The sequence below is a fragment of the Arthrobacter sp. Soil_C_49 genome, assembly GCF_057656635.1.
Genome location: NZ_JBDGJZ010000011.1, coordinates 64,289 through 86,822, shown reverse-complemented (window position 1 = coordinate 86,822; position 22,534 = coordinate 64,289). Strand labels below are relative to the sequence as shown.

Here is a 22,534-nt window from a genome sequence, read left to right as displayed (position 1 = left end):
CGCTTGACTTGCCAGCCGTCTGCGGATGTTGTTTGGATGGGGCGCATGACCACCACTGCAGCTGATCCAGCGCCCGCTCCCGGTTTCGGCAACACATCCGGCACCGACCCGCAGGGCATCGCGCCCGAGCCCACGGACGAGAACGTCTGGCTTGAGGACATCTACGGTGAGGAACAGCTTGCCTGGGTGAAGGAGCAGAACTCCCGCACGGAGGACCTGCTGGAGGACGCCGACTACGTGCAGCTGGAGGGCAGCATCCTGGAGGTGCTTGACTCCACGGACCGGATCGCCATGGTGGGCAAGCGCGGCGACTGGTACTACAACTTCTGGAAGGACCAGCAGAATCCCAAGGGCCTCTGGCGCCGCACCACCTGGGAGAGCTACTGCACGGATGCGCCGGACTGGGACGTCCTGCTGGACGTCGACGCCATGTCCGCCGCTGAAGGCGAGGAATGGGTCTTCCACGGCGCAACCTTCCTCCGCCCGGCCGCCGGCGAGCCCTACCGGCACGCGCTCCTGGCACTGTCCCCGGACGGCGGCGACGCCAACCGGTACCGGGAATTCGACGTCGAAACGCGGACCTTCGTGGACCCGGCGCAGGGCGGCTTTGACCTGCCGACGGCGAAGGGCCACGTTTCCTGGCTCGACGCGGACACCCTCCTGGTGGCCTCCACGGCAGAGGGACTTCCGCGGACGGCTTCCTCCTACGCCCGGACCGCCGTCACCCTCAAGCGCGGCGGCTCGCTGCCCGGCGCACCCCGCCTGTTTGAGGTGCCCGAGAACCACATGATGGCCGTGGTGGCGCATGACTCGACGCCCGGCTTCGAACGGACCTTCGCCGTTGACTACATCGATTTCTACAACCGCAGCAACGCGGTGCTGCGGGATGGCTCCTGGGTGGTGATCGATGTTCCCACCGACGTCAACGTCAGCGCGCACCGCGAATGGCTGCTGTTCCGGCCCCAGAAGGACTGGGGGCTCGACGGCGTCACTTACCCGGCGGGTTCGCTCCTCGCCGCTCCGTTTGAGGACTACCTGGCGGGCTCGCGGAAGATTTCGGCGCTGTTCACGCCCGACGCCAACACATCCCTGCAGTCCTGGAGCTGGACCCGGAATTTCCTGCTGCTGAATCTCCTGAAGGACGTGTCCTCCGAGATCCGGGTGCTTGATCCGTCCCGGCCCGGCGCTTCCCCGGAGGCGGCCTGGGAGTTTTCGCTGCTCGATGCCTGCCCGCCGCTGCACGACGTCAACGCCTACGCCGTGGACGACGAAGACGAGGCCGACGGCGGTGCGGGCGACGACTTCTGGCTCGTCGCCACGGGTTTCACCACGCCCAGCACCCTGATGCGGGGCACCTTGGAGCGCGCCGCTGACGGGACTACTGGAGTGGTGAGCCGGCACGCCGTAGTGAAGACGTCGCCGTCGTTCTTTGCCGACGAAGACTATGAAGTGCAGCAGCACTTCGCCGTGTCCGACGACGGCACCCGGGTTCCCTATTTCCAGGTGGCCTCGCGGGACCTGGCCCTGGACGGGCAGAACCCCACGCAGCTGTCCGGGTACGGCGGTTTTGAGGTCTCCCGCACCCCCGCGTACAGCGGCACCGTGGGCAGGGCGTGGCTGGAACGCCGGACGTCCCTGTCCGCGGGCACCAACGGGGAGGCGCCGCACTCCCGCGGCGGCGTGTACGTGGTGGCGAACATCCGCGGCGGCGGCGAATACGGGCCCTCCTGGCACCGGGCCGCCCTGCAGGAAAACCGGCACAAGGCCTACCAGGACTTCGCAGCCGTAGCCCGGCACCTCATCTCCCGCGGCGTCACCTCGCCGGAACGGCTGGGCTGCGTGGGCGGATCCAACGGCGGCCTGCTGGTGGGAAACATGCTGACCCAATACCCGGAACTGTTCGGGGCCGTCTCCTGCGGCGTGCCGCTGCTGGACATGCGGCGCTACACCAGGCTCTCCGCGGGCCACTCCTGGATCGCCGAGTACGGCGACCCGGATGTCCCGGAGCAGTGGGAGTACATCCGCACCTTTTCTCCGTACCACCTGCTCAAGGACGGGGTGGAGTACCCGGAAACGTTTATCTGGACGGCCACCTCGGACGACCGGGTGGGCCCGGTGCAGGCGCGGAAAATGGCTGCCCGCATGCTTGCCATGGGCATCCCCAACGTCTGGTTCCACGAAGCGCTGGAGGGCGGGCACGCCGGAGCTTCGGACAACCGGCAGGCCGCTGCGCTGCAGGCCCGAAGCCACCACTTCCTCTGGAAGGCGCTGGCCGGCGGGGCTTCGTAGCCTTGGCATTGGAGGTGCGCCGGGCTGCGGCCGGCGATGTGGAGCGTCTGGCGGAGGTGCATGTCCGCTGCTGGCAGGAGACGTACCGCGGCATGCTGTCCGGGGAATTCCTCGCGTCGCAGGACCCCGTTTCCCGGCTGCCCCTGTGGCGCCACTTGCTGCAAGCAGCCGAGCCGGCTGACGCCTGGGTGGCAACCGACGCCGGCACCGTGGTGGGATTCGCCGGCGTCCGGCGGGAGCCAGGTGCTGCTTCGCACGGCTTTGTGCCGCCGTCGTCCGGGGACCTGGAACTCTGGGGGTTGTACCTGTTGGAGTCACACCAGGGGCAGGGCCTGGGACGGCGCCTCCTTGAGGCAGCGCTGGACGGCGAGGCTGCGAGCCTGTGGGTGGCGGCGGACAATGCGCGGGCCATCAGTTTTTACGGGCACTTCGGTTTTGCCGCCGACGGCGCCGCGGACGTCATCCCGGAGTGGGAAAACCTGCGGGAAATCAGGATGGTACGGCCCCGGCAGGCGCCCCTTCGCTAGTTCCCGCGCCTTCTTCCGGCGGCCCCCGGAGTGCTTTTCGCAGTCCCGGCGGCCCGTTTTGCACTGGGTGCCCGGATCTGCGTATCCTTGGTGGGCTAGGAATAGCAATTGGAGACGTGCCAGAGCGGCCGAATGGGCTTCACTGCTAATGAAGTGTGGGGCACAACTCCACCGGGGGTTCAAATCCCCCCGTCTCCGCGTTTTGGCCCCGGTCCCTGACCGGGGCCTTTTGCGTTCCCGGGGAGTGTTGCGGCACGCCACACCCTCGTCCCGTCCGGGGTACGGACACCTGCAGTTGCCTGGGCAACGGCGATGGGAGGATGGGCAGATGGCAGCAAGCAACACGGTGGACAACGCGCCCGGCACCACCCAGGCATGGAGCCCCCGCCTGGCCCTGCTGGTGGCCGCCACCTTCTTCATGGAGTTCCTCGACGGCACGGTCCTCACCACGGCCATCCCCAACATCGCCTCCGACTTCCACGTCCCGGCCGCGGACGTGAACATCACCATGACGGCCTACCTGCTGACTGTTGCCATGGGCATCCCGTTCAGCGGCTGGCTGGCCGAAAGGCTTGGCGCGCGCCGGGTGTTCTGCCTGGCCATCGCCATCTTCACCCTTGCTTCCCTGGCGTGTTCGCTGAGCCAGGACCTCCCGGTGCTCACCCTCAGCCGGATCGCGCAGGGGTTTGGCGGGGCCATGATGGTCCCGGTCGGCACCCTCCTGGTCCTTCGGGGCACGCCCAAGGCCGACCTGCTCCGCGCCACGGCGTTCCTGGTGTGGCCAGGGCTTTTGGCACCCGTCCTCGCCCCTCTGGTGGGCGGCGCCCTGACCACCTACCTGTCCTGGCACTGGATCTTCCTGATCAACCTTCCGCTTGGAGCTGCGGCGTTCATTGCCGCGCTGCGCCTTGTCCCTGCAGTGGCCGGTGATCCGGGTCGGCGGCTGGACTGGCTGGGGCTGCTCCTCACCACCCTGGGCGTGGGTGCCCTTGTGGTGGGCCTTGAGTTGGTGAGCGCCCACCCGGAGGCCCCCTGGGCGGCTCTGAGTGCCGGTTCCGGTGCAGTGTTCCTCACCTGTGCCGTGCTGTGGATGCGACGGACGCGCAACCCGCTCTTCGACCTTGGCGTGTTCACTACCCGCACGTTCCGGGCGATGGCGACCGGCGGCTTCATCTACCGGTTGACCATCAGCTCGGTTCCCTTCCTCCTGCCGCTGATGTTCCAGGCCGGCTTCGGCTGGTCCCCGCTGCACGCCGGAGCGATGGTGGCGGCAGTTTTCATCGGCAACATCGGCATCAAACCGGCCACAACACCGCTGATCCGGCGCTTCGGATTCCGGGCGATGCTGGTGTTCGCCTCGCTCGCTTCCGCCGCCACGTTTGCCATGTGCGCACTGCTGACCCCGGACACGCCACAGGCGCTCACGTTTGCCCTGCTGGTTTGCAGCGGCGCCTTCCGCTCCATTGGCTTCTCGGCATACGCCTCAGTGCAGTACGCGGACATCGGACCCGCGCAGCTGACATCGGCGAACACTGTATCCGCCACGCTGGTGCAGCTCGCCACGGGCGCAGGCATCGCCGTAGGCGCCCTCCTGATCAGGGTTTTCGACGGGCTGGGCACCTTTCCCGGCGACGCTGCAGGACCATTCCGCGGGGCTTTCCTGGCCATGACGGTGCTGATGCTGGCCAGCACAGCGGACAGCATCTTCCTCCCGCGCCACGCCGGAGCCGAAGTCAGCCAACGCAAGGCCCAGCGGGCCTGAGCCAGCTTCACCAGCCGGCGCCGTCACCCCACCCCGGACCGCTGCCCTTGCCTCAGCCGGCCTGGGCCAGCACCAGTGGAAGCACTGCTCCGGCTCCGCCTTGTCGAAGGGCGCGCCCTGCCACGGTCAGGGTCCACCGGCTGTCCGTCAGGTCATCAATCAGCATCACGGCCTGGCCGTTGATGCCACCCAGCGCAGCCTCAAGCCCGGGCCCGACAACGAGGCGGTCCCAGACCCCGGCCAACCGGTAGGCGCTGTTGCCGCCACGGCCACCCGTGGGACCGCCGTGGGCCAGTTCCAGGGTGCCCAGGTACGGAATGCGGCCGATCTCCGAGATTCCCCGGGCCAGCGACTCCACCAGTTGCGGTTTACTCCGGGAGGGAATGCTGACGATGGCGGCCGGCCTGCCGGCACCGCTCCAGCCCGGAGTGCGTGCATCGCCGGTGCCCCACTCCCGCAGGACCTGCACGCAGGCCTGCAGCATCCCCGGATCCACCGGCCGGTCTTCCGCTCCCGCAGCGAAGAGTTCGCGCAGTGCGCCGCCCCAGCCGAGGTCGGTGAGCCTTGCCAGGACACGGCCCTCCGCGACGCCCTCCCCCGGTTTGAGTTTTCCCTTGACCGGAACACCAAGCCGGTCCATGCCGCTGGGCCATTGCAGACGGGCCTCGAGGACCCCGCCTGCCCTGCTTAGCGTTTGGCTGGCCGCCGCTGTGGCATCCTCTGCAATCTCTGCCGGGAACCACCGGCCCGCGCAGTTGTCGCACCGGCCACAGGGCTTGGCAGTTTCGTCGTCGAGGACGGAGGTGATGTACTCCATCCGGCACCCTGCGGTGTCCTGGTAGATCAGCATGGAGTCCTGCTCGTCCACGCGCGCCTCGGCAATCCGCTGGTACCGCTCGGCGTCGTAGATCCACGGCTGCCCGGTGGCCCGCCAGCCGCCGCCCACCCGCTCAACGGCGCCGTCAACGGACAGGACTTTGAGCAGCAGCTCCAGGGGGGTACGGCGGAGGTCCACGCGCGCCTCCAGGGCCACCGTGGAGAGCGCCGTTCCGGCTTCACCCAGGGCAGTGAGGACCGCCGCGGCTTTTTCCTCGGACGGCATGGAAGCAGTGGCAAAGTACTGCCAGATGTCCCGGTCCTCCGAGCCGGGGAGCAGCAGGACGTCGGCGTTTGCCGCGCCTCGGCCTGCACGGCCAACCTGCTGGTAGTACGCCACCGGGGACGACGGCGCCCCCAGGTGGACCACAAAGCCGAGGTCCGGTTTATCGAAGCCCATCCCCAATGCCGAGGTGGCCACCAGGGCCTTGACCTCGTTGTCCTTCAGCAGCTGCTCGGCACGCTCCCTGTCCGCCGGATCCGTCCGGCCGGTATAGGCCAGCACATGGTGGCCGGCCTCGGCGAGGAGCCGTGCAGTGTCCTCGGCAGCGGACACGGTCAAGGTATAGATGATGCCGCTCCCGGGAAGGTCAGCCAGGTGGGTCAGGAGCCAGCCCAGGCGCTGCTTCGAGTCCGGCAGGGACAGGACGCCCATCCGCAATGAGTCACGTCCCAGCGAACCACGGATGGTGAGGACCCCGTCCCCGAGCTGTTCCTCGATGTCATGGACCACCCGGGAGTTGGCGGTGGCCGTGGTGGCGAGCACCGGAACGGTGTCCGGCAGTTGGGTGATCAGGTCCGCGATGCGGCGGTAGTCAGGGCGGAAGTCGTGGCCCCAGTCGGAGATGCAGTGCGCTTCGTCGATTACCAGCAGGCCTGTCCGCCGGATCAGCTCCGGCAGCTGGGTTTCCCGGAAGGACGGGTTGGTGAGCCGTTCCGGGGAGACCAGCAGGACGTCCACCTGGTCCGCGGCGAGCTGTTCACGGACTGCGTCCCACTCCAGCTGGTTGGCGGAGTTGATGGCAACGGCGCGGACGCCGGCGCGGGCGGCGGCAGCCACCTGGTCACGCATCAAGGCCAGGAGCGGCGAGACGATGAGGGTGGGCCCTGCGCCGCGGCGGCGCAGCAGCAGGGACGCGACGAAGTAGACGGCGGACTTTCCCCAGCCGGTGCGCTGGACCACCAGGGCCCGCCGGCCGCCGTCGACCAGCGCCTCAATGGCTTCAAACTGTCCCTCGTGGAAGGCAGCCTCCGGGTGCCCCACAAGCTCGCGGAGAACCTCAAGTGCTTCGCGGGAAGTTGCGGACGTGGAAGCGGAAGGTGCAGCCTCCGGCACGGACTCGTCAAAGGCAGGTTCGGAAGTTGCTGTGGCGTACTGGTTATCGACCATTGATTCAGTATCCCAGCCGCCCCTGACACCCGGCACCGGAGGACGCTGCTATGTGGACACCCGGAACCAGGGGGCGTCGGGATCCGGCGTCACATGAAGCGCCGCCAACCCGTCCTCCACAGGCACCTTCACGGCCCACGTAAGATAAAGCCCGTGACTAGCGAACAGACAACGACTTTTGACCTCTCGGCATCCTTCAAGGCGTACGACGTCCGTGGCATCGTGGGCGAGTCGATCACGGCCGAAATCGTCGAAGCCGTGGGGGCCGCGTTCGTGGATATCCTGCAGCTCCAGGGCCAGACCATCCTGGTCGGCGGCGACATGCGCCCCTCCTCCCCCGAGTTCAGCAAGGCCTTCGCCAACGGTGCAGTGGCCCGCGGCGCCGACGTCGAGCTCCTGGACCTGATCTCCACCGACGAGCTCTACTTCGCCTGCGGCTACCTCAACCGTGCCGGGGCCACGTTCACCGCCAGCCACAACCCCGCCGGTTACAACGGCATCAAAATGTCCAAGGCCGGAGCCGTGCCCATCTCTTCGGAAACCGGCCTCAAGGACATCCAGGCCCTGGCCGAGCAGTACCTGAACACCGGCAGCATCCCGGCCGTTGAACAGCGCGGGCAGATCAGCGTCCGCGACGTCCTCAAGGACTACGCCGAGTACCTCCGCAAGCTCGTGGACCTGTCCGGCTCACGCCCCTTGAAGGTCGTGGTGGACGCAGGCAACGGCATGGCTGGCCTGACCACCCCGGCGGTGCTGGGCGACGCCCTGCTCCCCAAACTGCCCCTGGACATTGTTCCCCTGTACTTCGAGCTGGACGGCTCCTTCCCCAACCACCCCGCCAACCCGCTGGAGCCGGAAAACCTCCGCGATCTGCAGGCAGCAGTCCTTCAGCATGGCGCGGACATCGGGCTGGCCTTCGACGGTGACGCCGACCGCTGCTTCGTCATCGACGAGAAGGGCGAACCCGTCTCGCCGTCGGCCATCACCGGTATGGTGGCCCGCCGCGAAATCGCCCGCGCCAAGGCACTGGGCGAAACAACGCCCACGATTATCCACAACCTCCTCACCTCCCGCGCCGTGGCTGAACTCGTGGAGCACGACGGCGGCCGGGCTGTCCGTACGCGCGTTGGCCATTCCTTCATCAAGGCGGTCATGGCAGAGGAAGGAGCGGTGTTCGGCGGCGAGCACTCAGCCCACTTCTACTTCCGTGACTTCTGGAACGCGGACACGGGCATGCTGGCCGCGATGCACGTCCTGGCCGCCCTCGGCGAGCAGGACGGTCCGCTCTCCGAACTGGGCCGCGAGTACGAGCCTTACGTGTCGTCCGGTGAAATCAATTCCGAAGTAGAGGATAAGGCAGCAGCCGTGGAGCGTGTACGGCTGGCCTTCGCGGGCGAAGACCTCACGATCGACACGATGGACGGCAGCACGTTCACGGCCAACGACGGCACCTACTGGTTCAACCTGCGCCCGTCCAACACCGAGCCCTTCCTGCGGCTCAACGTCGAGGCCACCGACCGTCCCACGATGGAGCGGATCCGCGACCACGTCCTGTCGATCGTCCGGGCCTAGCCTTGCTGATGGCCGAGGACAAGGAACCGGACTCCGGATCGGGCACCGGCGGTCAGCCATCGTGGCGGGATTCCGTCGCGGATAGCACTGCCACCGACCTTGAGAACCTCCTGGGGACGGGTATCAGTGCCGCGCAGGAGCAGCTGCAGCGCAACGGCGGCTTCCTGCCCTTCGCGCTGACGGTGCAGAACGACGGTGAGGTGCGGCTGGTTGCCGTTACGCCGGCGGATGCGGAAGAAGGTTCCGACGGCGACTTCGACGCCGACGGCATGATCAGCGACCTCACCGCCCTGCTGCGGCAGAACCGGGAAGATTTCCGGGCCGCCGCGGTGGTTTGCGACATCCTCCTGGTGGAGGAAGAGTCGGACGCCATCCATGTGGCAACGGAGCACCGCGACGGCCAGGTCTTCGCGGCCGTGCTGCCATACTCGGCCGACGGCGCGACCCGGACGTGGCAGTTCGGCGAGCTTGCGGCCGATGCCAGCGAGCCCACCATCTGGGTGGACTAGACCGGGGACCGGCTGATGAAGATCAACGCATTTGCCGACGTGAGCCTCCGGGCGCTGATGGTGCTGGCCGCCGCTCCCGGCGGGACGCTGCTCACCACCCAGAACATCGCCGATACAGTAGGGACGCCTTACAACCACGTCAGCAAGGCCATGGCCAAGCTTCGGAAACTTGGCCTGATCGAAGTGGAACGGGGCCGGACCGGCGGTTCCCGGCTAAGCCACGCCGGCCGGATTGCCACGGTGGGACAAATCCTCCGGCAACTCGACACCCGGACGGACGCGGCAGAGTGCGTGGCCCCCGGCGGCAACTGCCCCCTTCTCAGTGAATGCAAGCTCCGCTCGGCGCTGTCACGGGCCCGCGAAGCCTTCTACCGGGAGCTCGACGGCGTCGTGATCGCCGATCTTCCGGTCTCCCGGCAGATGGAGCCCGTCTTCGAAATGATCGGCCTCCGGCCCGGTCTGTAGCTGACGGTCTTACGGCGCCTGCCTTTAGGTTTTCCCTCGCTCAAGCACATGTCGCACAGCGGCAGTGCTGATTTGATTCCAACTTCTACGAGGTGTAGAAATTGGAATATGAATACACGCATTTCTTATGCAGGTATTCGCTAAGGCCGGACGAAGGCCCCGGCCGCTACCTCAGGAGTTCCTATGCTCTCGGACAAATCCCGCCCGGTCATCGAGGCCACGCTGCCGCTTGTTGGTTCCCGTATCGGCGCCATCACGCCCAAGTTCTACCAGCGGCTCTTCGCCGCGCACCCCGGACTCCTGGACGGCGTTTTCAGCCGGTCCAACCAGCGTTCGGGCAACCAGCAGCAGGCGCTGGCCGGGAGCATTGCGGCCTTCGCCACACACCTCGTCAACAATCCGGGCACGCTTCCCGAGACGGTCCTGTCCCGCATCGCCCACCGGCACGCGTCGCTGGGCATCACCGAGCCGCAGTACCAGGTGGTCTACGAGCACCTCTTCGCGGCCATCGCCGAAGACCTGGCGGAGGTGATCACGCCCGAAATCGCCGAAGCCTGGACCGAGGTGTACTGGCTGATGGCGGACGCGCTGATCAAGCTTGAAAAGGCGCTGTACGCAGGCCAGGCCAACGACAAAATGTGGATGCCCTGGCGCGTGGCAGCAAAGAACCCCGCCGGCGCCGGGTCAATGACCTTCACCCTTGAGCCGGCGGACGCCACCCCGGTGACACCTGCCCTTCCCGGCCAGTACATCAGCGTCAAGGTGGTCCTGCCGGACGGCCTCCGCCAGGTGCGGCAGTACTCCCTCTCCGGCGAGGCGGGAACCAGCCGCAGCTTCACGACGAAAATTGACGACGGCGGTGAGGTTTCGCCCGTGCTCCACAGGAGTGTGCAGGTGGGAGACCTCCTGGAGATTTCCAACCCGTACGGAGAGATCACCCTGAAGGACGGCGACGGCCCCGTGGTGCTGGCCTCCGCCGGCATCGGCTGCACCCCCACGGCCTCGATCCTGCGGTCACTGGCCGAGGCCGGTTCCGACCGGCAGGTACTGGTGCTCCATGCGGAAAGCACCCTGGACAACTGGGCGCTGCGCAGCCAGATGACGGACGACGTCGAACGCCTGGACGGCGCCGAACTGCAGCTGTGGCTGGAACAGCCGGAAGCGGGGGCCAGGGAAGGCTTTATGTCGCTGCGCGAGGTGGACCTTCCGGCCGATGCATCCCTTTACCTGTGCGGCCCGCTGCCGTTTATGAAGAACATCCGGAACGAGGCCATCAACGCCGGCATTCCGGCAACGCGGATCCACTACGAGGTGTTCGGCCCGGACATCTGGCTGGCCAGCTGAGTCCCCACAGCCCTTGGAGTTTTTGTCCAGATTTGCGGACCTAAAGGCCCCTGAAGCCTGCATAGCTGGACAAAAACTCCGGACATCACGACGGCGGCCCCGCACCTTTCCAGCGAAAGGTGCGGGGCCGCCGTCGTACTTCAGGACGCCGTTGTCCTGATGGCGTTAAGCCAGCCGGGACTTCAGGTTCACAAGCTCGGACTGGAGGGCGTCCGGCAGCGAGCCGCCGAAGTTCGCGAACCATTCCTCGATCGAGGCAAGTTCCGCAGCCCATTCCGTGGGATCAACCTTGACGGCTTCCTCCACCTGCGCGGGGGTCATGTCCAGGCCCTCGAGGTCGATGGAGTCACCGGTGGGGACGAAACCGATGGGCGTCTCCACGGCATCAGCCTTGCCCTCGAGTCGCTCGATGGCCCACTTGAGGACCCGGGCGTTGTCACCGAATCCGGGCCACGCGAAGCCGCCCTCGGAGTTCCGGCGGAACCAGTTGACCAGGAAGATCCTGGGCAGCCGCTCGGGGTTGGCCTTGGCGGACAGGTTTACCCAGTGGTTCAGGTAGTCTCCTGCGTCGTAGCCGATGAAGGGCAGCATGGCCATCGGGTCGCGGCGGACCACACCCACGGCACCCGCTGCGGCAGCAGTGGTTTCCGAGGACAAGGTGGCGCCCATAAAGATGCCGTTGGACCAGCTGCGGGCCTCGGTGACCAGCGGGATGGTGGTCTTGCGCCGGCCGCCGAACAGGATGGCGGACAGCTCAACGCCGTTCGGGCTGTGGTACTCCTCGGCCAGCATGTCGATCTGGTCGATCGGGGTGCAGAAACGGGAGTTCGGGTGCGCTGCGGGCTTGTCCGAATCCGGCGTCCAGGAGTTACCCTGCCAGTCGGTCAGGTGCGCGGGCACTTCCTCCGTCATGCCCTCCCACCAGACACCGCCGTCGTCGGTCAATGCAACATTGGTGAAGATGCTGTTGCCCTTGGCGATGGCACGCATGGCGTTGGGGTTGGTGCCCCAGCCCGTTCCGGGAGCAACGCCAAAGAGGCCTGCTTCGGGGTTGACGGCCCGGAGTTCGCCTTCCTTGCCGAACCGCATCCAGGTGATGTCGTCACCCAGGGTCTCGACCTTCCAGCCCTTGATGGTGGGGTCGAGCAGGGCAAGGTTGGTCTTGCCACAGGCGGACGGGAAGGCGGCGGAGACGTAGTACGTCTTCTGCTCCGGTGAGGTGAGCTTGAGGATGAGCATATGCTCGGCCAGCCAGCCCTCATCGCGTGCCATGACCGAAGCGATGCGCAGGGCGTAGCACTTCTTGCCCAGCAGCGCGTTGCCGCCGTAGCCAGAGCCGAAGGACCAGATGGACCGTTCCTCGGGGAAGTGGACAATCCACTTGTCCGGGTTGCACGGCCACGGGACATCAGCCTGGCCGGCTTCCAGCGGCGCGCCCAGGGAGTGCAGAGCCGGAACGAAGAAGGCGTTGGTTTCGGTAATGCGGTTCAGGACATCGGTGCCGATGCGGGCCATGATGCGCATCGAGGCGACAACGTAGGCGCTGTCCGTGATCTCGACGCCGAATTTGGGGTCCTCTGCGTCAAGGTGGCCCATAACGAACGGAATGACGTACATGGTGCGGCCGCGCATGGAGCCGGCGAACAGGCCGCGGAGCTTTTCCTTCATCTGGGCCGGGGGCATCCAGTTGTTGGTAAAGCCGGCGTCGTGCTTGTTCTCGGAGCAGATGAAGGTCTGCTCCTCCACGCGGGCTACGTCCGCGGGATCGGAGAAGGCGGCAAAGGAGTTGGGGAAGAGCTCCTGGTTGAGGCGGGTCAGGGTTCCCGCGGCCACCAGTTCATCGGTGAGCCGGGTGTTCTCCTCTTCGGAGCCATCCACCCAGTAGATACGGTCCGGCTGCGTAAGCTCAGCAACCTCCTCGACCCATGCCAGCAGACCGGCATGTGTAGTGGGTGCGTTATCAAGCAGCGGCTTCTGCGCCAGATCGCCCATTGCGGTTCCCTTCCTCGGGTTCATCGGTGTGTGCTAAATGCTATGGTCCGGACCACTGGAGTTTTTTGGACGTATGCTGACGTTTGGTGACTGCAGAAATGCAATTCCGCGCAAAATCAAGGAATTTGACCGCAGATCGCGGCAATTAAGTGACGAAGGTCACCTATACCGGTCTAGTTGTGGAGATTACACGCTTCTCGATTTGGCATCGCGGCCAACCCTCGCGTAAAGTAATTCGAGGTTCAGGGAGAGCGGTTCTTCTCCAGGAACACGAGATGCGCCCATAGCTCAGCTGGATAGAGCGTCTGTCTACGGAACAGAAGGTCAGGGGTTCGAATCCCTTTGGGCGCACAGACAAGGTCCGCACCGGTTCGCCGGTGCGGACCTTTTGCGTTGTGCCGCAACCTTGCCGGCAGCCCGCCCGGCGTAGGCTTTCCCCATGATGCCTGAGGCAGTACTGCGCGAATTTGATGTTGTGGTGATCGGCGCCGGCGCCGTGGGGGAAAATGTGGCGGACCGGGTGGTCCAAGGCGGGCTTACGGCCGTGGTGGTGGAAGCGGAACTGGTGGGCGGGGAATGCTCCTACTGGGCATGCATGCCGTCCAAGGCCCTGCTCCGTCCCGGCACAGCCCTCCACGGGGCCCAGACGACGCCGGGCGCCAAGGAAGCAGTCACCCGCACCCTTGATGCCGCAGCCGTCCTGAAGTACCGCGACTATATGACGTCCAACTGGCAGGACGACGGCCAGGTGAAGTGGCTGGACGATACAGGCATCGAACTCATCCGCGGCCATGCCTGGCTGACCGCACCAAGGTCCGTGGAAGTAGCCGGACTGGACGGCAACTCCTACCAGCTCCAGGCGCGCCATGCGGTGGTGCTGGCCACCGGCTCCGCGCCCAACACTCCCCCCATTAAAGGCATTGAGGACGTGCAGGTGTGGGGAACCCGCGAGGCCACCTCCGCCAAGGAAGTTCCGCGCCGCCTGGTGGTGCTCGGCGGCGGCGTTGCCGGAACGGAACTGGCGCAGGCCTTCGCCAGGCTGGGTTCCAGCGTGACCCTTGTGGCGCGCAGCGGGCTGCTGCGAAGCTTCCCGGTGGAGGCTGCCAAACTGGTCGCGGCAGGGCTGCGGGCGGACGGCGTGGAGATCCGGCTCAACACCGCCACGGACAGCATCAGCGAGAACGACGACGGCTCCTTCAGCCTGCAGCTTGCCGACGGTTCCAGGGTGGCAGCGGACAAGGTCCTGGTGGCCACGGGACGCCACCCCGCCCTGGAGGGGCTGGGGCTGGAGAGCGTGGGCTTCGAGCCCGATGAAGCAGGACACCTCAAACTCAGCACGGACAATTCAGGCCTGGTTGACGGAGCCCCTGGAGCGGAGCCCTGGCTTTATGCCGTGGGTGACGCTGCCGGCAAGAACCTGTACACGCACCAGGGCAAGTACGAGGCACGTGCCACCGGGGACGCCATTGCCGCCCGCGCCAAGGGGGAGCTGACGGGCGTTGCCCGGGACTGGAGCCGTTTCGCCCAGACCGCCAACCAGCACGCTGTGCCAGGTGTTGTCTTCACCGATCCGGAGCTTGCCGCCGTGGGGCGCACCCTCGAGACAGCCCAAAAAGACGGCTACAACGCCTCCTCCGTGGAACTCCCGATCCAGGTGGCGGGGTCCTCGCTCCATTCGGAAAACTATGAGGGCTGGGCCCAGCTGGTGATCGATGAAGACCGCCAGGTCCTGCTGGGAGCCACCTTTGCCGGGCCGGATGTGGCGGAGCTTCTGCACGCGGCAACCATCGCAGTAGTGGGCGAGGTGCCCATGGACCGGCTGTGGCATGCCGTTCCCTCCTACCCCACCATCAGCGAAGTCTGGCTGCGCCTTCTCGAAAAGTACGGGCTCTAACTATTTGAACTGACTGGTCAGTTTAGATACACTGGATGGAGCAACCGTCCGTGAAAGGCTTTTCTTGCTCTCTGCCCAGCAGCTCCATGTCCGCGGCCGCCGCGACCCCCTGCTTCCCGATACCTCGCTCGAGGTCAGGCGGGGTGAACTGATCCTCGTGTCCGGAGAACGGCAGGACCACCGCACCGCGCTGGCACTGGTGCTCAGCGGCCGGATGAAAACCACCACCGGGTCCGTCAGTTGGGACGGCAGCCGCGGCATCCGGCAGGTCCGGCTGGCCAGCGCCCTCGTCGATTCTCCAGGCGTCAATGAGCCCGAGCGCCACCTCAGCGTCCGCGACCTCGTTACGGAGGACCTCGCCTTGATTCCGCGCCGCTACCGCGGTGCGCTGCTCAGCAGCCCCTGGCTCAAGGTGAACAGCTTCGAGGACATTGCGGACCAGTGGATCGAGCAGCTGGACCCCCTGCGCAGGCTGGAACTCCTGACGGCCCTGGCGCTGGCGAACCCACACACGGACGTGCTGGTGGTGGACTCCCCCGACCGGCACACTGCCGACGCAGCCAACTGGCTGCCGCGCCTCGAGCAGCTGGCGGCCGACGCCGGGAGGCCGCTTGCCGTCGTTGCAACCGTAGCTTCCCTGCCGCCGTCGTGGTCTGGCTCCTCTGCCACCATCGGCAACGCGGAAACCCCAGCCCAAGCGCTGCGGGAGGAAGCCGAGTCTGCGGAAGCACCTCGTGAAGCCCGCGAAGTGCCGGAGGGGCGCCGGGAAGTACAGGCAATTGAATTCGAGACCGAGGATGCCAAGTGACTGTTTTGCGGCTCGCCCGCTCAGAGCTCAAACGGATGACCGGCGGGCTGCTGCCCAAGTTGACCATCCTCGCACTCACCATGGTCCCCCTGCTGTACGGCGCGGTGTACCTGTACGCCAACTGGGACCCCTACGGCAACCTGGACCAGATCGACGCGGCCCTGGTGGTTGAGGACGCCGGCGCCACCGCCAGCGACGGCACCGAGCTGCAAGCGGGTAAGAAAGTCGCCGACAGCCTGGTGGAGGGCAACGTCTTCCACTGGATCCCGGTGTCCAGCGGGCAGCAGGCCGATGAGGGGGTCAGCAGCGGCAAGTACGCCTTCGCCCTGAAGATCCCGGAGGACTTCTCGGCCCACCTCGTCTCCCCCGGCAGCTTCGACTCCGCCAGCCAGGCGATGCTCAACGTCACCACCAATGACGCCAACAACTACCTGCTGAGCACCATCGTGGACAAGCTGACCACCTCGGTGCACAGTACTGTAGCGGCAGACGTGGGTGAAGAGACGGCCAACCAGCTGCTCACCGGCTTTGGCACCATCCACACCCAGATGGTCAAGGCAGCCGACGGCGCCGGCCAGCTTGCCGACGGCGTTGCCGCCCTCCGGGACGGTACAGCAACCCTGCACGAGGGAACCACCAGCCTGGCCAGCGGATCCGACGAGCTTTACGCCGGGCAGCTGAAGCTTCGTGACGGCGCCAACCAGCTGACCGACGGCGCAGGCCAGCTGAGCAGCGGGCTGTCCGTCCTCAAGGACAAGACGGCAACATTGCCCAGCGATACGCAGACCCTGGCGGCAGGCGCCGCGCAGGTGGCTGCCGGCAACGCCCAGCTGAACACCAAGGTCCAGGACGTCACGGCGCAGCTCGAAGCAGCGGACCAGGGCCTGCGCACCCGGGTAGTGGAGTCAAACAACCGGCTCATCGCAGCCGGTGTTCTTACCCAGGCCCAGGCGGACAGCATCCTGTCCGACTTCGATGCGGTGGCAGCCTCAAGCCCGGTGGCAGCTGCCAAGACAAAGATCCAGACCGACGCTGCCCAGATCCAGCAACTGGCGGACGGTTCCGAGGCCGTCAGCGTGGGGGCCGCCCAGCTTGCCGGAGCCACCCCGGCATTGAAGGAGGCTATCGGGCAGGCCTCCGGCGGCGCCGACCAGCTCCACACCGGCGCGGCGACACTCGCAACCGGCGAGCAGACGGCAGTGGACGGCGCCGCGGCTCTCGCCCAGGGGGCACATAAAGTGGACGACGGCGCGGCGCAGCTCGCACAGGGGGCAGGCACGGCCGCTGACGGTTCACGGACCCTCGCGGATGAAATCGGCAAGGGCGCGGGGCAGGTTCCCAACCCTGATGATGCCCAGAAGAGCAACCTGTCCCGGGTGATCGCCGATCCCGTGGCGGTCAGCAATGTTTCGCAGGCGAAGGCCGGGTCTTACGGCGCGGGACTGGCTCCGTTCTTCCTTACCCTTGCCCTGTGGATCGGCGTTTTTATGCTGGTGCAGGCCATGCGGCCCCTCACCCAGCGGGCCCTGGCGTCCAACGCCGGGTCTTGGAAGATCGCGCTCGGCGGCTGGCTTCCCTTCTTCGCGGTCTCCGTAGTGCAGGCCACCCTCCTGACCCTGGTGGTTAACCTCGCGCTGGGCCTGGATGCGGCCCATCCCGTCCTGATGTGGCTCTTTATGCTGGCGGCGGCCATGGCCTTCAGCGCCATCATCCAGGGAATCGTGGCGCTCCTTGGTTCCCCGGGCAAGCTGGTGGTGCTGATCCTGCTGGTGCTGCAGCTGGTTTCCTCGGGGGGCACGTTCCCCTGGCAGACCACTCCCCAGCCCCTGCATGTGGTGCACGAGATCCTGCCCATGGGCTACGTGGTGACCGGGATGCGGCATCTGATCTATGGCGCCGACCTGTCGATGATCCTCCCCACCGTGCTGGGCCTCCTGGGGTACACGGCACTGGGCCTGACGATGTCCACGCTCGCGGTCCGCAAGGGGAAATTCTGGACCCTGAAGACGCTGCAGCCGGAGATCGCCGTATGACCTCCACCCAGGAACCAGCGGATCCGGTGCCGGCGAAAAAGCTGCGTCCTGCCCGGACCACAGCCACGCGGCAAAAGCTCTTCGACGCCTCGATGGAGCTGATCGGTGAGCGCGGGGCGGCGGGTGTCACCGTTGATGAAATTGCAGCAGCCGCCGGCGTTTCCAAGGGAACGGTCTACTACAACTTCGGCAGTAAATCGGACCTCATTGCGCAGTTGCTGCGTCACGGCGTCGATATCCTCAAGGGACGGCTCCTGGGCCCGCCGGAGAAGGCGGGGACTGCGGCTCCCGCCGTCGATCCCCTGCTGGCCATGGAAGCCATGATCGGGCAGGCCATGGACTTTATGGCCGAATACCCCTCCTTCGCCCGCCTGTGGGTCAGCGAGAACTGGCGGACGCCCAGCGAATGGCAGGGAACGTTTACCCTCCTCCGCGCCGAGCTCCTGGAAGTTATTGGCGGGGCAGTGGAAAAGGTTGCCAGGGTTTACCCGGTGGATCCGTCCGTGTCCCGCGGCAGCCTGGAAACCGCGATCTTCGGCGCCTGCTTTGTGGTGGGCCTGGACCGGCAAACGTACAACCCGGAGCGGACCCGTGACCAAAGCGTTGCAGCAATCATGGCCATCATGCGCGGCTACGTGCTGAGGGATGCCCCGCCTCGGGGATGATGGTGCACATGCGTCATATGGGGATCAGCGGAAAGTTTGCCGTCATCACCGGCATTGTGGCTGCAGGGCTCCTGGTTCTTACGGGCATGACCCTGGCAGAGCCTGTCTTCGTGGCGTTTCTCGCCGTGCTGGGACTGGCTTATGTAGCGTGCATCATGGAAGTCCTCCGGCGGCGGCGCTACGTGATGCTGGCCATCGCTGGCCTGTCCACCAGCCTGGCCATTGCGGGTTCGCTCGCCTTCCTTAGCACGTGGGAGCTGGCGTTCACCGATGAATCCTCGATTTTTGGTACACCATTGCCCACCGACGACCCCGACAACTACTTCTTCCTGGCCGCCCTCTCCATTGTGACGGCGCTGGCTGCGCTGTTCATCGGCGCTGCCTGGCCGGGCCGGGGGCGGCCCATCGGGCGTGCTGCTCCTGCACGCGCCTCCTCGCGGCCTGCTGCCAGTGCGCGGGGCCAGGCTCCTGTACGGCGCCAGGGCGCGGCAGGAACACCGCAGCCACGTACCTCCTCCGCCGGACGCACCCCGGTGCGGCAGCCGACGTCGTCCGCCCGGCAGGTGCCCCAAAGACAGGGTGCGGCGCGGCAGGGTGCGGGCGGCCAGAGCGCGGGGAGCCAGGGTTCAGCCCGGCAGGGTTCCGTGCGGCAGCCTCCACGGCGCCCGGCCCCGAAGAAGTGACCGGCGTCAGTGCGCCCGCGGCACCTTGAATTTGGTGATCCGGGCATCCTGGCCGTCCAGCTCAGCCCACGATTTCTCGGTCTCGAGGACGGTGAGGGCGCTGGTGGGGTACCTGGTGGCGGCGTCCATGTAGGCCTCGTGGTCGGAGTCCCGTGAGGCCAGGTGCATGGCCAGGTCCTGCACGCCGGGCAGGTGCGCAATCAGCATGAGAGTGGTAACCGTGTCCGGGACGTGGTTGACCACGGTGAGCATCCGGAGGGCGGAGGCGGCGTAAAGGCCGTCCTCAAGCTTGGGCGTGGGCGCCTTGTCCCCCAGCTCTGAGCACACCCACGTACACGTCTGGCGGGTGCGCAGGGCGCTGGAGCACAGGATGAAGTCGGGAACGATGTTGTGTTTGAGCAGCCACCGCCCGGCCAGAGGCGCCTCACGGTGCCCCCGTTCCTCGAGCGGACGCTCATGGTCAGCGACCCCGCCGGGCCAATCCGCTTTGGAATGGCGCATGATCACAAGGCGTCGAAGATGGTGCTCACTCATGGCCCAAGCCTATAGCCCGGCAAAGGAGCGCTGTCTCAGCCAAATGCCGTCACGCCAAGCACGCTTTTGGCAACGAAGAAGACCAGGAACCGCCCAAATTCAGGCCTCAGCCAAGACCAAGGTCTCAAAAGCATGCTCGTGGTGACACGCAGCCAGGCTTCAACCAGGCGCGAAAACGGAAGCGCCCGCCCCAGCGGGACAGGCGCTTCAGAGTAAGAGTTAGATCGAGTATTCCGGAGCGGCCCAGACAACAACTTCGGGGTGCTCGTAGAACCGGTAGCCCTGGCCGCGGACGGTGCGCACGGTGTTGGCGAGGCGACCAAGCTTCGAGCGGAGGCGGCGGATGTGGACGTCGATGGTGCGCTCGTTGGGCACTTCTTCGGCGTTGCGCCACAGGCCTTCGAGGAGTTCGTCGCGGCCCACGGTGCGGGTGCCGTTTTCCACGAGGTAGTTCAGGAGTTCGAACTCTTTGAAGGTCAGGTTCAGGGATTCGCCGTCGAGGTGGACTTCACGGCGGGCAAGGTCGATCAGGACGCCGGACGGGCGCGGTTCCTGGTGCTGCTGCGGCCGCGGGGTTTCCGTGCGCTGCCGGGTGTTGACGGTGGGGTCACCGAAGGTGGAACGGACGACGTCGAGCGCTGAGCCGGGTGTGCCGGCGGGAGCCACTGCGACGGCTGCGTAGCTCTCGGCGCCGGAAACCAGGGACTGGGCGTAGGCGCGGATTTCCTGGGCAAGCTTGGCGATGGAAGTACCTGCAGCGGCTGCGGTTTCCTCATCGATGCCCATGTAGAGGACGAAGCCGCGGGCTACGTTGTCGTTGGCCACCGGGCGGACAGTGCTGGGCCCGGCGACAACGGGAGTCGGAGCGGTGACCGGCGCGGAATCGGCCGGGGTCACGGCGCGAAGCTGGCCATAAGAGTTGGGGTTGTAGCCCTGAGGTGCGTAGCCAGAGGCGGGAAAGCTGCTTCCGGGTGCTGTGGGCGCAAGCGACGGGCGCGGTGCGAAGCCGGGGCGGAGCCCGGAGGGCTGGCCGGCCTTGGCGGCGTTACGGACAGAAATGTGGACGTATCCAGATGCAACTGACATGGATGCTTACCTCAATGTGAATGGCCGTCATCGCGGCTCGAATGTTTGGGTTCCCCGCAATGAAAACTGGGGAGGGACGCCCGACGCTGGGCTGGGGGGCGAATGCCTGGAGAACTTCGAGGGGTGGGAAGGTCAGGCGTACATTCGACAACAGCGCATGTCGGCAGCAGCGGATGTGCTGGGCCAATAGTCTGCGGCTGCAGGTGCTGTTGAGTTCTTGTTCACAATGAGAGTGTGCAGCGTAACAATGCTAACTTGCAAGTAACAATGGACCGATTAGTCCGCATTGTGAGACAGAATCCTCCTTTGTGGCGCAGATCACGATTCTGGAGTGCTTCCAGAACGTCATTCATTATCCAGCTCGTGGCCGTTCGATTGCCGATCGAGGGAACTTAATTCGGCTGACCGACCAAGCTGGTCCTTTTTCTTCAATTGCGTGTCGAATACCAAAATCACCCCTGACCGATGGCACTCCTGTCCAGCGACACCCCGTCGTCACAAAGAAAATTTCGTGAAGAGTCCAAGAACCGCTGTCCGGCCAAGCTGCTCCATCCCGGTTTTGGCTTCCAGCTGGCTAGGCTGGGATTCACAGCCAGGGCACAGGAATCCCAAAGGCCGGGCTAAACGAGTGATCGGAGAGTTGTTCCATGGCCACACCGCACTCCATGACAAACAATCTCCCCCAGCTCTCCCACCCGGACGGATCCCCCATCCGCGCCCTTGTGGTGGACGACGAGCCCAGCCTCTCAGAACTTATGAGCATGGGCCTGCGCATGGCCGGCTGGTCCGTCGCCGTCGCCGCTGACGGCCCCGAGGCCGTCAAGCTTGCCAAGGACTTCCGCCCGGACGTCCTGGTCCTGGACGTTATGCTCCCCGGATTCGACGGCGTTGAGCTGCTGGGAAGGATCCGCGCCTTCGCGCCCGAGGTCCCCGCACTGTTCCTGACGGCCAAGGACGCCGTGCAGGACCGGATCGTGGGCCTTGCGGCCGGCGGCGACGATTACGTCACCAAACCGTTCAGCATGGAGGAAGTCCTCCTGAGGCTGCACCGGCTGGTCCAGCGTTCCGGCGTGGCGGCCATGGATACGGCTGAACTGGTGGTGGGCGACCTGGTGCTGAACGTCGACACTCGGGAGGTGACCCGGGCCAGTGAGGAACTCCAGCTCACGGCCACCCAGTTCGAACTGCTCCGCTACCTGATGGAGAACCCCAAGCGGGTGATCAGCAAGGCCCAGATCCTGGACCGGGTGTGGGACTACGACTTCGGCGGCCAGGCGAACATCGTTGAGCTCTACATCTCCTACCTGCGCAAGAAGGTGGATGCCGTGCACCCGCCCATGATCCACACCGTCCGCGGGGCCGGGTACGTCATCAAGCCTGCGGAGTAGGCGCACCGTGTCTTCGCAACCGGCCGCGCCCCACCGCCGGAGCTGGTTCAAGCCCGACACCTGGCACTTGCGCACCCGCCTCATCCTCCTTGCAATGACCCTGCTGATCGCCATCTGCGGCGCGGTGGGCGTGGCCAGCTACGCCTCCATGGACGCATTCCTCACCCGCCAGCTGGACGAACAGCTCAGCCAGGCCGCGGACCGGTCGAACGATCCTGGCCGCCCGCCCATGGGCGCCTTCGCGCCCGAGGTCCCCGCACTGTTCCTGACGGCCAAGGACGCCGTGCAGGACCGGATCGTGGGCCTTGCGGCCGGCGGCGACGATTACGTCACCAAACCGTTCAGCATGGAGGAAGTCCTCCTGAGGCTGCACCGGCTGGTCCAGCGTTCCGGCGTGGCGGCCATGGATACGGCTGAACTGGTGGTGGGCGACCTGGTGCTGAACGTCGACACTCGGGAGGTGACCCGGGCCAGTGAGGAACTCCAGCTCACGGCCACCCAGTTCGAACTGCTCCGCTACCTGATGGAGAACCCCAAGCGGGTGATCAGCAAGGCCCAGATCCTGGACCGGGTGTGGGACTACGACTTCGGCGGCCAGGCGAACATCGTTGAGCTCTACATCTCCTACCTGCGCAAGAAGGTGGATGCCGTGCACCCGCCCATGATCCACACCGTCCGCGGGGCCGGGTACGTCATCAAGCCTGCGGAGTAGGCGCA

General features: G+C 66.1%; 18 protein-coding genes and 2 tRNA genes. 16 read left to right on the top strand and 4 right to left on the bottom strand.

What is annotated here, in order from left to right; genetic code table 11:
- The first annotated feature begins 45 nt into the window (after positions 1–45).
- The 4 genes from AC3A4Z_RS16785 to AC3A4Z_RS16770 all read left to right on the top strand — a co-directional run bounded on the left by AC3A4Z_RS16785 (position 46) and on the right by AC3A4Z_RS16770 (position 4,578).
- Positions 46–2,289 (top strand): prolyl oligopeptidase family serine peptidase, encoded by a 2,244-nt coding sequence (locus AC3A4Z_RS16785; RefSeq protein ID WP_498712787.1) that lies wholly within the window; start codon positions 46–48, stop codon positions 2,287–2,289.
- A gap of 2 nt (positions 2,290–2,291) precedes the next feature.
- Entirely contained in the window at positions 2,292–2,816 is a 525-nt protein-coding gene (locus tag AC3A4Z_RS16780) for a GNAT family N-acetyltransferase (RefSeq protein WP_498712786.1), read from the top strand.
- A 110-nt stretch (positions 2,817–2,926) separates the two neighbouring features.
- A tRNA-Ser gene (locus tag AC3A4Z_RS16775) sits at positions 2,927–3,014 on the top strand.
- Positions 3,015–3,144: 130 nt separating this feature from the next.
- Positions 3,145–4,578, top strand: coding sequence for an MFS transporter (locus AC3A4Z_RS16770; protein WP_498712785.1), 1,434 nt, complete (start codon positions 3,145–3,147; stop codon positions 4,576–4,578).
- Between the two features lie 52 nt (positions 4,579–4,630).
- Here AC3A4Z_RS16770 and AC3A4Z_RS16765 read toward each other — a convergent pair whose 3' ends face one another.
- Positions 4,631–6,844, bottom strand: a complete 2,214-nt coding sequence (locus AC3A4Z_RS16765; RefSeq protein ID WP_498712784.1) for a RecQ family ATP-dependent DNA helicase — start codon at positions 6,842–6,844, stop codon at positions 4,631–4,633.
- Positions 6,845–6,997: 153 nt separating this feature from the next.
- Here AC3A4Z_RS16765 and AC3A4Z_RS16760 point away from each other — a divergent pair, with 153 nt between their 5' ends.
- The 4 genes from AC3A4Z_RS16760 (at position 6,998) to AC3A4Z_RS16745 (ending at position 10,734) form a co-directional block, all read left to right on the top strand.
- Positions 6,998–8,416, top strand: coding sequence for a phosphomannomutase/phosphoglucomutase (locus AC3A4Z_RS16760; RefSeq protein ID WP_498712783.1), 1,419 nt, complete (start codon positions 6,998–7,000; stop codon positions 8,414–8,416).
- A gap of 8 nt (positions 8,417–8,424) precedes the next feature.
- Entirely contained in the window at positions 8,425–8,925 is a 501-nt protein-coding gene (locus AC3A4Z_RS16755; protein ID WP_498712782.1) for a hypothetical protein, read from the top strand.
- A 15-nt stretch (positions 8,926–8,940) separates the two neighbouring features.
- Complete coding sequence (locus tag AC3A4Z_RS16750; RefSeq protein WP_498712781.1) at positions 8,941–9,390, top strand: RrF2 family transcriptional regulator; 450 nt, start codon at positions 8,941–8,943, stop codon at positions 9,388–9,390.
- Positions 9,391–9,573: 183 nt separating this feature from the next.
- A complete protein-coding gene (locus AC3A4Z_RS16745; RefSeq protein ID WP_498712780.1) occupies positions 9,574–10,734 on the top strand; it encodes a globin domain-containing protein in 1,161 nt (386 codons plus the stop codon).
- A gap of 165 nt (positions 10,735–10,899) precedes the next feature.
- Here AC3A4Z_RS16745 and AC3A4Z_RS16740 read toward each other — a convergent pair whose 3' ends face one another.
- Positions 10,900–12,726: a phosphoenolpyruvate carboxykinase (GTP) gene (locus AC3A4Z_RS16740; protein WP_498712779.1), complete on the bottom strand. Its 1,827-nt coding sequence runs from the start codon at positions 12,724–12,726 to the stop codon at positions 10,900–10,902.
- 277 nt (positions 12,727–13,003) lie between these two features.
- Here AC3A4Z_RS16740 and AC3A4Z_RS16735 point away from each other — a divergent pair.
- The 6 genes from AC3A4Z_RS16735 (at position 13,004) to AC3A4Z_RS16710 (ending at position 18,809) form a co-directional block, all read left to right on the top strand.
- Positions 13,004–13,077 (top strand) — tRNA-Arg (locus AC3A4Z_RS16735).
- Positions 13,078–13,165: 88 nt separating this feature from the next.
- A complete protein-coding gene (locus AC3A4Z_RS16730; protein WP_498712778.1) occupies positions 13,166–14,620 on the top strand; it encodes a dihydrolipoyl dehydrogenase family protein in 1,455 nt (484 codons plus the stop codon).
- Positions 14,621–14,684: 64 nt separating this feature from the next.
- Complete coding sequence (locus tag AC3A4Z_RS16725) at positions 14,685–15,428, top strand: ABC transporter ATP-binding protein (RefSeq protein ID WP_498712777.1); 744 nt, start codon at positions 14,685–14,687, stop codon at positions 15,426–15,428.
- Positions 15,425–17,461 carry a YhgE/Pip family protein gene (locus AC3A4Z_RS16720; protein ID WP_498712776.1) on the top strand — a complete coding sequence of 679 codons (2,037 nt, stop codon included), beginning with the start codon at positions 15,425–15,427 and terminating at the stop codon, positions 17,459–17,461. Before AC3A4Z_RS16725 ends, AC3A4Z_RS16720 begins: the two co-directional genes overlap by 4 nt.
- Complete coding sequence (locus AC3A4Z_RS16715) at positions 17,458–18,126, top strand: TetR/AcrR family transcriptional regulator (RefSeq protein ID WP_498712775.1); 669 nt, start codon at positions 17,458–17,460, stop codon at positions 18,124–18,126. Before AC3A4Z_RS16720 ends, AC3A4Z_RS16715 begins: the two co-directional genes overlap by 4 nt.
- Before the next feature lie 8 nt (positions 18,127–18,134).
- Positions 18,135–18,809: a hypothetical protein gene (locus AC3A4Z_RS16710; protein WP_498712774.1), complete on the top strand. Its 675-nt coding sequence runs from the start codon at positions 18,135–18,137 to the stop codon at positions 18,807–18,809.
- Between the two features lie 6 nt (positions 18,810–18,815).
- On the opposite strand, the gene AC3A4Z_RS16705 is transcribed toward AC3A4Z_RS16710, so the two are convergent.
- Positions 18,816–19,343 carry a SixA phosphatase family protein gene (locus AC3A4Z_RS16705; protein ID WP_498712773.1) on the bottom strand — a complete coding sequence of 176 codons (528 nt, stop codon included), beginning with the start codon at positions 19,341–19,343 and terminating at the stop codon, positions 18,816–18,818.
- A gap of 219 nt (positions 19,344–19,562) precedes the next feature.
- The gene (locus tag AC3A4Z_RS16700; RefSeq protein ID WP_498712772.1) at positions 19,563–20,429 is read right to left on the bottom strand and encodes a winged helix-turn-helix domain-containing protein; all 867 of its coding nucleotides are present in this window, start codon (positions 20,427–20,429) and stop codon (positions 19,563–19,565) included.
- Positions 20,430–21,076: 647 nt separating this feature from the next.
- Between AC3A4Z_RS16700 and AC3A4Z_RS16695 the strand changes: the two genes are divergently transcribed.
- Together AC3A4Z_RS16695 and AC3A4Z_RS16690 are read left to right on the top strand one after the other, a co-directional pair.
- Positions 21,077–21,817: a response regulator transcription factor gene (locus AC3A4Z_RS16695; RefSeq protein WP_498712771.1), complete on the top strand. Its 741-nt coding sequence runs from the start codon at positions 21,077–21,079 to the stop codon at positions 21,815–21,817.
- A 7-nt stretch (positions 21,818–21,824) separates the two neighbouring features.
- Positions 21,825–22,529: a response regulator transcription factor gene (locus tag AC3A4Z_RS16690; RefSeq protein WP_498712770.1), complete on the top strand. Its 705-nt coding sequence runs from the start codon at positions 21,825–21,827 to the stop codon at positions 22,527–22,529.
- Positions 22,530–22,534 lie beyond the last annotated feature (5 nt).

Coding starts and splice junctions, on each gene's coding strand:
- AC3A4Z_RS16700 (WP_498712772.1), bottom strand. CDS start 20,429: ATGTCAGTTGCATCTGGATACGTCCACATTTCTGTCCGTAACGCCGCC.
- AC3A4Z_RS16710 (WP_498712774.1), top strand. CDS start 18,135: ATGCGTCATATGGGGATCAGCGGAAAGTTTGCCGTCATCACCGGCATT.
- AC3A4Z_RS16755 (WP_498712782.1), top strand. CDS start 8,425: ATGGCCGAGGACAAGGAACCGGACTCCGGATCGGGCACCGGCGGTCAG.
- AC3A4Z_RS16785 (WP_498712787.1), top strand. CDS start 46: ATGACCACCACTGCAGCTGATCCAGCGCCCGCTCCCGGTTTCGGCAAC.
- AC3A4Z_RS16705 (WP_498712773.1), bottom strand. CDS start 19,343: ATGAGTGAGCACCATCTTCGACGCCTTGTGATCATGCGCCATTCCAAA.
- AC3A4Z_RS16750 (WP_498712781.1), top strand. CDS start 8,941: ATGAAGATCAACGCATTTGCCGACGTGAGCCTCCGGGCGCTGATGGTG.
- AC3A4Z_RS16695 (WP_498712771.1), top strand. CDS start 21,077: ATGGCCACACCGCACTCCATGACAAACAATCTCCCCCAGCTCTCCCAC.
- AC3A4Z_RS16745 (WP_498712780.1), top strand. CDS start 9,574: ATGCTCTCGGACAAATCCCGCCCGGTCATCGAGGCCACGCTGCCGCTT.
- AC3A4Z_RS16770 (WP_498712785.1), top strand. CDS start 3,145: ATGGCAGCAAGCAACACGGTGGACAACGCGCCCGGCACCACCCAGGCA.
- AC3A4Z_RS16715 (WP_498712775.1), top strand. CDS start 17,458: ATGACCTCCACCCAGGAACCAGCGGATCCGGTGCCGGCGAAAAAGCTG.
- AC3A4Z_RS16765 (WP_498712784.1), bottom strand. CDS start 6,844: ATGGTCGATAACCAGTACGCCACAGCAACTTCCGAACCTGCCTTTGAC.
- AC3A4Z_RS16730 (WP_498712778.1), top strand. CDS start 13,166: ATGATGCCTGAGGCAGTACTGCGCGAATTTGATGTTGTGGTGATCGGC.
- AC3A4Z_RS16740 (WP_498712779.1), bottom strand. CDS start 12,726: ATGGGCGATCTGGCGCAGAAGCCGCTGCTTGATAACGCACCCACTACA.